Below are 9,023 nucleotides of genomic sequence, written 5' to 3' on the forward strand. Positions count from 1 at the left end.
CCTGGCCATGCGAGCTTACATCGACGAAGCCGAGAAACTGAGCCAGGCATAAGGAAAGCACGGGCTTCCGGAAAACATCCCGGAAGCCCGGATTTTCCGAACTCGATTATTATTTTAACAGTATGTTTTAATTCTGAAGTATTTTTATATTTTATTGAGGTTTTGTTATTAGTTTTCGTTAACCCCATGTTTCATGTTACCCTACACGCACCTGAAACAAAAAAGGGATCGTCATGGGGAATGTGACAGCACTGTTTGCGGATGCATTTATATTTGTCCTTATTCCGTGGGGACTGTGGCAGCTGCTCAGACGCTCCATTCCGATTGCCATCCTGCCCATTCTGGTCGGCATTCTTCTGGCGGTCCTGCATTTTCCAGCCTCGACCATTGGTATTCCTTCGCTTTACGGCGATTACATCGGCTGGCTGGCCGTTCTGGTCCTGGCTTTCACCGCGGGGCTGGAGATGTGGCAGAACCCCACCCATTCGCCAGAGGCCGCAAACCTGCCCTCCCCGACACTGGGCCGCCTTCTGTGTAGCGCACTGGTAGCGCTGGGAATTCCGTTCGTTATCGGCACCGTTCTGGTCAAGCTGTTCTTCCTTCCGCTGCATGGCTGGCAGGCGCCACACGGGAATGGCTGGATCGGCGCCATGTCGATCGGGCTGTGCATTTCCGTCAGCGCGCTGCCGGTGCTGATCGGAATCGTGCGTGAACTGGAACCCGTGTATCGGCCCGTCGGGCAGCTTGCCCTGAAGCTGGCGGTTGTGGACGATGCCGCACTCTGGATCGGACTGGCCATCCTGCAATTTGCAGCGCGCGGACCTGACGCCCTGCATGGCTGGACCGGCTTTGAGGGGCTGGCCGTGCTGCTGCTGATCGGTATGGCCTTTCTCAGCAGCTGGGCCACGCGAAACCTTAAAAACCCGCCGATCTGGGTCATCTGGGCGGCCGTCCCGGCCTATCTCGCCGCAGGGTCTTGGGCGAGCCATGAACTAGGCCTGCACGAGCTGATCGGCGCCTATTTCGCAGGCGCACTCATGCCACCACGCTGGGTCCGACGCCTGCCGGTGGAAGCAGTGGGTACGTTCTCCCTGATCTGGCTGGCCCCCATGTTCTTCGGCCATAGCGGCCTTCGGATCGACGGCGATGCCCTGACCTGGCCGTCGGTCATAGCCTCGCTCCTGCTGGTCGTGATCGCCATCGTCACGAAGATCCTGGCCGTCTGGATCTTCCCGCCCGCGCCGGGCCTGACGCACCGGCAAGCACTGGGGATTGGCTCGCTGTTGCAGTGCAAGGGGCTGATGGAAATCGTGGCAGCGACCATCCTTCATGCGCATGGCATGATTTCGGAATTCACCTTTGCCTCCCTGATGGTTCTGGCCGTGATTTCCACGACCCTGACGGGACCGATGTTCCGGCTGGTGTCAGGGCGTTCCCGTCCCCAAACCGCCGGATAACCGTTCCTCAGTTCTTCGAACGCACGGGGCCGTGGCTGACGAGCGTGCCCCGCTGCCAGACCTGATCGATCTGATCCACGGCACCGATGTTTTCATCGGCATTGCCATTCACGACCAGCAGATCCGCCCGGCGGCCCGGCGCAATCACCCCACGATCGGACAGGTGCAGCAGAGCTGCGGCATTGCCCGTCGCGAGACTGATTGCCTGCACAGGCGACAGTCCTGCCTGCACCGTCAGGTAAAGCTCACGATGCTCGGCAAAGCCGGGGACGCGCGTCGGAGCAGCCCCGGAATCCGTACCAAAACCAACTTTCACACCCGCACGATACAGAACGGCAAGATTCTTCTGATTGACGGACAGTGCATAATGCGAGGCCTTGGTCAGCGGCTTGGCCATCGTCTCGGCACGCCATTTTGGATCGGTGAACTCGCGGCGCAGGGCTGGATCGATACCCGCCAGCACGAACGGATTGGAAAGCAGTTCAGGCTGTTCGGCATAAAGATAATTCGCCTCATCCAGATCCAGCGTCGCGATGTACCACGTCCCCTGACGGAGCATCGCGGCGATCAGATCATGATCAACAGGCTGGTCCCGCACGCCATGGGCAAGGATGTCCGCCTTTGAAGCAACAATAGCCTTCGCGACCGCAAGATCATGGATATGGACTGCGACCCGCGTGCCATGCTGATGCGCTTCGTCAATGACAGCCTGATAGATGGCCGGGGGCAGCATCGGATAGGTCTTGCCATCGGGGACGTCATTACGAAAATCGTCCACCCACAGCTTCACCAGATCCGTATGTTCCGCGATCATCTGGTCCACGTCCTTGCGGGCCTCTTCCGGCGTGGTGGGCCGGAAGACCTGATCGGGACCAACGCCCTTGACCATGGCCGCCGGCGGCACACCATCGGGCGCACCAATACCCTGATCCACGCCGTACAGATCCGCGCCTGGATTGCGACCGTCATGCTGCTCCTGCCGCAGCGTATCGAAAAGCGGAGAGCGGTTCAGGCCCAGCGCCGTGACGGTCAGAACGCCGTAATCGGAATACTGCTTCAGGGCCGCAAGAATATTGGCGCGGGTATAGTTATCGCGACTGGCCCCCGTGCCCTTCACAAGCCCGACATGGACGTGATCGCTGATGAGGGCAGGCATAAGCGTCTTGCCCGTCAGATCCACATGCCGCACCTCGGCCGGCGCAGGAATGCCGACGGAGATGATGGTGCCATTATCGATAACCACCGTCGCATCCGGCTGTGCCAGGGCACCCGTTCCATCGATCAGCCGCGCATGCTCAAACGCTACCGGCTCGGCCATCGCGCTCCCTGCACTCAGGGCGGCAGGTGTTGCGAGCAGCAGGGCGGCGAAAGCGGAACGGATGGTCATGCGGCGGTCTCCTGTGTGGCTCCCGTCGGGCATGCATCGTCCGGCCGGGAAAACCCAGTACCGGGGAAACGCTGCCGGACATGAAAGGATGCAAAAACCCCTTCCCTTTCCGCTCCCGTATCAGGCTTCCAGGGACTGAAGCTCAAACAGACGCCGGTAGATCCCGCCTTCCCGCTCGATCAGCGCGGCATGGGTCCCGTCTTCCTTCAGTTCGCCCTGACTGAAGACCAGAATGCGATCCAGTTCCATGACCGTGGAGAGACGATGCGCCACAACAATGACGGTCCGGTTCTGCATGAGACGGCGCATGGCGTCCTGCACGAGGGATTCGGACTCTGAATCGAGGCTGGACGTCGCTTCGTCAAAGATCAGGATCGGCGCGTCAGCCAGGAAAGCCCGGGCGATGGCGACACGCTGGCGCTCGCCTCCCGAGAGCTTCACGCCACGCTCCCCGACCATGGTTTCGTAACCCTCGGGCAGACGCTCGATGAACGGCGCAGCGTTTGCAAACCGGGCGGCTTCTTCGATTTCCGCACGGCTGGCATCCGGGCGCGCATAGGCAATGTTTTCCGCAAGCGTCCGATGGAACAGGATCGGCTCCTGCGGGACAATAGCGATGTGCGAGCGCAGGGAATCCTGCGTGACATGCGCAATATCCTGTCCGTCCACCACGATCCGTCCACCATTCACGTCATAAAGACGCTGAAGCAGCTTGGTCAGCGTCGTCTTGCCCGATCCGCTCGGCCCGACAAGCGCCACGCGGGAGCCGGGCGCGATATCGATGCTCAGGTCATGATAAAGCGGCTTGGCCTGTCCGGGATACTGGAAGTCCACATGCTCGAACCGGATGGCCCCTTTCGTAAAGCGAGCCCTCTGTGCATCGGGAGCGTCCTGAATAGCGGGATCGCGGCGGAAAATCGCCACCAACTCCTCCATTTCGTTGACGGAGCGCTGCACCTGGCTGACCTGCTGCCCCAGATCGCGCAGATAGCCCTGCACGAGGAACATCATCGTCAGCACATAGGCCACGTCCCCCGGGCCAGCTTTACCGTCCCACCACAGCCAGACAGCCAGTCCGATCAGCAGCATCCGCATGGCCAGCGACGCCAGAGCCTGAAGATTGGCGCTGTTTGTCCCGCGGATCCAGGTTCTCAGAGTGCGCTGACGCCAGCCATGGATGATGCTGTCGAGCCGCGCATCCTCACGGTCTTCCGCACCAAACGCCTTGACGACCGGGTTGCAGGTCACAGCATCGGCCATGGCCGCACCCATTTTCGTGTCCCATTCATTGGAAGCACGGGCGGTGGGCGCGACATAGCGCAGGGTCAGGGTGATGGAGAGGCAGGCGAAGAGCACGACCGACAGCGCCAGCACCGATCCCATGAGCGGCGAGCGGAACATGAGGACAGCCGTCGTGCCCCCCAGAACCAGCACCTCAGGCGCAATCAGCAGCAGCAGCGTATCGTCCAGCGTGTCAATCGCCCAGATCCCGCGCGTCAGCTTGCGCACGGTGGAACCGGCAAAGTTGTTGGCATGCCAGTCCGTCGAAAAGCGCTGCACGCGATCAAACGCCTGATTGGCAATGCGGTGCATGATGGCGAGCGTAAGATGCGAAATCCCGATAAAGGACGAACGCCGCCCGAACAGCCCGACCAGCCCGAGGACAATCAGCCCCGTAACCATCAGGAACGCATCGTCCCGCAGATGCAGAAGCTCGACCGTCTGCTGCACGGCAGGGCCTGCGGCATGGCGGGAAATATCATCCACCAGACGCCCGGCGAGAATGGGCGTGCAGACATCGGCCAAGGTGGCCAGACCAACGCCGCCAAGGGTTTTCGACAACAGCAGAGGATGGTGACGCCAGCGACTTGAGACGAAGGAGAGGACTTCCGTGAAGGACACGTCCTGCTTGCGGCCTTCCTTCTGCTGGCGGGTCATGAGGGGGGTAGTATCGGACACAGAATGCTCCGCCGTCTGTCTGCCTGCGAGGTCATGCAGGGCAGGCCACGGTGTGATGGCATGGAATTTTCAGAACTTTGCCGTATCTTGCTGTCTGTCCGGACCGGACGCAACAGCCTGCAAAACATCCCGGTGGAGCCCCTGTCATGACCGATGCCCCCGCAACCGCAAGCCGGGCCATGAGCAAGGCGGCCGCAAAAGCCTTCATCACCGCACTGGCCGAGGCCAATCCCAACGCGGAGAGCGAACTGGTGTTCCGCAATCCGTTCGAACTTCTGGTGAGCGTCGTGCTTTCAGCCCAGGCCACGGACAAATCCGTCAACAAGGCGACGAAGGGCCTGTTCGAGGAAGCGCCCGATCCAGCGTCCATGGCAGCCCTCGGCGAGGACGGCATCGCCCGGCATATCCGCACCATCGGGCTATGGCGGGCGAAAGCGCATAACGTGGCCCTGCTATGCGAACAGTTGCTGGAGCGTCATGGCGGACAGGTCCCGTCCGACCGCGCCTCGCTCGAAGCGCTGGCGGGTGTAGGGCGCAAGACGGCAAATGTCGTGATGAATGTCGCGTTCGGGGCGGATACGATGGCGGTGGACACGCATATCTTCCGCATCGGCAACCGGACCGGCCTGGCACCGGGCAAAACCGTGCGACAGGTCGAGGATGGGCTGGTCGCGCGGATTCCAAAAGACATGCTGCGCCCGGCGCATCACTGGCTGATCCTGCACGGACGCTATGTCTGCAAGGCACGCGCACCGGAATGCTGGCGTTGCCCGGCAACAAAATGGTGCCTCTATCCGGACAAACGGATGCAGGCCCCGCCGGCACGAAAAGCCGCTGCAACCTAAAGTATCTGGGCCGCTGTCCGGCGAGAGGCCTGATAGGAGACGGAATAGACCACAACCGTATTGACGACCTGCATGTGGGTCGTGACCGAAAAGCCATTGGCGTTCCAGGTAATCTTTTCCGTCATGGGCGTCCGGATATCGAACAGCGGCTGGCCATATTTCTGCCTGACCGCACGTCCCCATTCCTCGGCACAGATCCGGACATCGCCGGAATCCGTATCCGTCAGGGCATGCACCTCCACCGAAGCCAGACGGCCGCCCAGAAAATTCACATCCACATTCGACAGGCAGGACCCGATCGACGGCCCCTGCATCACATAGCGCGCGAAACCCGCCCGCGGCACCGGGGTGGGCAGCGCCATCATTTCCGGATGGCTAAGCTTTGCTTCCGGAACACTCATACCCAGAGCCAGCCCTTCCCAGATCACGGCGGGAGCAGCCTGTGCCGGGACGGCAACCATCAGTGCAAGCACGAGCAGAACGCCCGTTGCGGGTTTGTAAGCCACGATAGCGGACCTCCTTGTGCGGCGATCCTACAGGGCGATTGCTTTCCAAAAGGTTGAGAGAGCTCACTCGGACTGGGCCAGAGGCAGGTTGGGCATGCCATGCCAGCCTACGGGTGGCACCCAGAGACGGTTTCCGCGCCAGCTCCGGTCCGACACGACCTTCAGCGGATCTCCGGCGAAGACGCTGTAAGCCCCGTCCCGCCAGACCGAAAACCGGTCAATGGACGGCACATCCGGGCAGCCTTTCCGCGCAGGCGAGGCACTGATGAACAGGCTCACGCCCTCGCACTGCTCCATGGTCGGCAGCGTATTGCCATCCGAAGCATCACGCACACGCAGCAGGACAGTCTGTGCACCAAGAGACATACGGCACGGACCCGACAGGCAGTCTGACGGTAGCGGCGCCGTGGGAAGGGCAAGGGCCTGCTGCCAGTCTTCCAATGTGCGGCGTTGAAGACTGGAATGAGATCCGACCAGAAGCACACCCTGACGACGCACGGCCATCAGCCCCGCATCCGGAGAAACGAGAACATCCGGCTTCGGGGCCAGCCAGATCGAGGCCAGCCCGACCGCGATGGGGAGCAGACCAGCAAGACATACCCTGCCTTTCCACAAGCACAGGAAACACAGCCCGAGCATCACCAGAAGCAGGCCCCAGCCCGGCATGGCGGGAACAGGCTGGTGCGCCATCGGGAATGCCGCCACACGCTCCGCCAGTGTCTGCACGATACGGATTCCCATCCCCATGAGTTTCAGGAACGGAGCCTCGGCATGGAACGGCATCGCCACCAGAGCCAGAAGCCCGACCGGCATGATCCAGACCGCCGCAAGCGGCACGGCCACAAGATTGGCCAGCACAAACCAGGGCTGAAGCGCGCCAAAATGCGCCATGCTGACCGGCAGGGTCGCCAGCCCGGCCATAAGACTCGTCAGGACAAGCGCGGCACAATGGGAGGCAACAACACGATACCACTCCCCCTCGCCCCGCAGGCGCATAAGCGGCTCACGCAAGGCACCATAGCCCGCGATCAGCCCCATCACGGCGGCAAAGGACATCTGGAACGACACATCGACAACCGAGACCGGCGAAACCAGCAGGATCAGGAGCGCCACGATGGACAGAGACCGCATGGACAGCACGCGCCTCCCGCTCACGATGGCCAGCGTCACAATACTGGCCATGCCCAGCGCACGCAGGCTGGGAAGATGCGCGCCTGTCAGCATCACATAACCTGCCCCGGCCAGAAGTCCGGCAACAGCGGCGATCTGCCGGCAGGGCCAGCGCAGGGCGACATATTCAATAGCCGCCAGACCACAGCGCAGCGTCACGATGACAGCCGCCATCACGAGCCCCAGATGCAGCCCGGCCACGGCAAGAAGATGTGCCAGCCCCGAAGCGGAAAACGTCTCGCGCGTATGCTGGTCGATGCTCCCCGCCTCTCCCGCCAGAAGCGTCGCGGCAATGGCGGCCGTCTGGTCAGACAGCGCCGCATTGGCGCGCAGAGCCACGGTTTCGCGCAGGGATTCAAGCCATGATTGATGGGAGGGTGCGCCTGAAAGGCTGGCCGGACCGAGCGCATAGCCGCTTCCGGCCAACCCCGAGAACCAGGCTTCCCGCTGAAGATCCCGCCCACCGGGCCAGGAAGGCGGTGGCGGTGCACGCAGCATGGTGCGCAGGCGGATTGTGCTTCCGGGCTCGGGAAGCAGGTCGTCATCATCGCGCAGACGGATATGCAGCGTCCGGCGTAACGGCGCCATCCCGGCATCGACAGGCGTCTCGAACACGGCATCCGCGAGTGTCACGCGATGGCCGTCATCCTCGTCGTCATTGCGGGGCGGCAGGATTTCCAGCGACTGGACGCGCCCGGTCAGGACGGTCGCATGGGTCGGAAGGGCTGGCATCGGCGGCTGCATCCGGGCCTGAAATGCCAGATCGCCAAAACCGATCGCCGCAGAGAGCAGCGCGAATCCCAGCAGACGCGGAAACAGCTGCTGCCAGCCCCACCAGAAACAGGCAGCCCCCGTCAGGATCGGCAAAACCGTGATGAGCACAACGCACAGGACGGAAGGCTCGAATGGCAGAACCAGATACAGTATGGCCCCGAGCCCAACCGCGACCGGAAGCCAGCAGATCATCTGCCGTCCCTGATCCAGAAAGGCCTGGATGATGGCGGGCGGTGGCGTCAGTACAGGGTCAGGAGACTCTACACGGGCCAGAAGTTCGCGCAGATCAAGATCCGGAACGGAAAGGGGCTCTGTCTTCACGGACAGGACCGTAACGGATTTTTCCACAGGACGCGCCTCCCCCGTCGGGTCAGGCGAATCCTGCGACCCAGCGCTCTATTGCGACAGGTGAAGCGTCTGCTTCAGACCAGCAGCATCCTGTTCCAGTTCAAAACCTGTGCTGCCGGGCTGGAACAGCTTCGCGGTAGCAAGATTCCCGGTCACGACAGGCTCGAATCCGGCTGCTCTCACCAAAGCCTCCACCTGTGCCACCGCCCCCGCATCATCTCCCGCAACCGGCACTGCCAGCAAAGGGAAAGCACGATGCGCTTCAGAGCGAAGCGTGGTCATGTCGATGGAATTAAACGCCCGCACCACATGCGCCGAAGGGAAATAACGCTGGGTCGTCACACCCGCCCCGTCCTTCTGCGCAGTCTCCGCAATAGGCCCGTCCCGCCACGGATAGGGATTGGACGGATCAAGCACAATCTTGTCCAGCAACGTCCGGCTGAGCTGCGGACCAAGCTGCGGGATGGCACCATAGGGCACAGCCAGGACCACGATGTCGCCGTAAGCCGCCGCCTGAGCGGGGGTTCCGGCTGTTGCGAGCGGGCCCAGCGAGGTGGCCAGCGATTGTGCCTCACTT

At 62.1% G+C, this 9,023-nt stretch carries 8 protein-coding genes; 3 read left to right on the forward strand and 5 right to left on the reverse strand.

The features are described 5' to 3' along the window. Both GOX01_RS13025 and GOX01_RS11690 read left to right on the forward strand, forming a co-directional pair. Positions 1 to 246, forward strand: a 246-nt coding sequence (locus GOX01_RS13025) for a hypothetical protein (protein ID WP_218023021.1), incomplete at its 5' end; no start/stop codon positions are given. Further along, on the forward strand, positions 234 to 1,457 hold the full coding sequence (locus tag GOX01_RS11690) for a cation:proton antiporter (RefSeq protein WP_131973933.1): 1,224 nt from the start codon (positions 234 to 236) through the stop codon (positions 1,455 to 1,457). The genes GOX01_RS13025 and GOX01_RS11690, both read left to right, overlap by 13 nt. A 7-nt stretch (positions 1,458 to 1,464) precedes the next feature. Here the strand turns inward: GOX01_RS11690 and GOX01_RS11695 are convergent, their stop codons facing one another. Then, positions 1,465 to 2,844 carry an amidohydrolase family protein gene (locus GOX01_RS11695; RefSeq protein ID WP_131973934.1) on the reverse strand — a complete coding sequence of 460 codons (1,380 nt, stop codon included), beginning with the start codon at positions 2,842 to 2,844 and terminating at the stop codon, positions 1,465 to 1,467. 120 nt (positions 2,845 to 2,964) lie between these two features. Next, on the reverse strand, positions 2,965 to 4,782 hold the full coding sequence (locus tag GOX01_RS11700) for an ABC transporter ATP-binding protein (RefSeq protein WP_228119342.1): 1,818 nt from the start codon (positions 4,780 to 4,782) through the stop codon (positions 2,965 to 2,967). Between the two features lie 167 nt (positions 4,783 to 4,949). On the opposite strand from GOX01_RS11700, the gene nth reads away from it, so the two are divergent. Further along, positions 4,950 to 5,648 (forward strand): endonuclease III, encoded by a 699-nt coding sequence (nth, locus tag GOX01_RS11705; RefSeq protein ID WP_011252827.1) that lies wholly within the window; start codon positions 4,950 to 4,952, stop codon positions 5,646 to 5,648. Here the strand turns inward: nth and GOX01_RS11710 are convergent. The 3 genes from GOX01_RS11710 to GOX01_RS11720 form a co-directional block, all read right to left on the reverse strand. Next, positions 5,645 to 6,154 carry a hypothetical protein gene (locus GOX01_RS11710; protein ID WP_011252826.1) on the reverse strand — a complete coding sequence of 170 codons (510 nt, stop codon included), beginning with the start codon at positions 6,152 to 6,154 and terminating at the stop codon, positions 5,645 to 5,647. The genes nth and GOX01_RS11710 overlap by 4 nt on opposite strands. Before the next feature lie 63 nt (positions 6,155 to 6,217). After that, positions 6,218 to 8,446, reverse strand: coding sequence for a ComEC/Rec2 family competence protein (locus tag GOX01_RS11715; RefSeq protein ID WP_011252825.1), 2,229 nt, complete (start codon positions 8,444 to 8,446; stop codon positions 6,218 to 6,220). 48 nt (positions 8,447 to 8,494) lie between these two features. Then, on the reverse strand, positions 8,495 to 9,023 hold a 529-nt coding region (locus GOX01_RS11720), incomplete at its 5' end, for an NADPH-dependent F420 reductase (protein ID WP_141259260.1).

The sequence above is a fragment of the Gluconobacter oxydans genome (assembly GCF_006539685.1).
Classification (GTDB): Bacteria; Pseudomonadota; Alphaproteobacteria; order Acetobacterales; family Acetobacteraceae; genus Gluconobacter; species Gluconobacter oxydans.

Bases quoted from the DNA above. Each gene is read 5' to 3' on its own strand.
- GOX01_RS11700 (WP_228119342.1), bottom strand. From the start codon at position 4,782: ATGACCCGCCAGCAGAAGGAAGGCCGCAAGCAGGACGTGTCCTTCACG.
- nth (WP_011252827.1), top strand. From the start codon at position 4,950: ATGACCGATGCCCCCGCAACCGCAAGCCGGGCCATGAGCAAGGCGGCC.
- GOX01_RS11695 (WP_131973934.1), bottom strand. From the start codon at position 2,844: ATGACCATCCGTTCCGCTTTCGCCGCCCTGCTGCTCGCAACACCTGCC.
- GOX01_RS11690 (WP_131973933.1), top strand. From the start codon at position 234: ATGGGGAATGTGACAGCACTGTTTGCGGATGCATTTATATTTGTCCTT.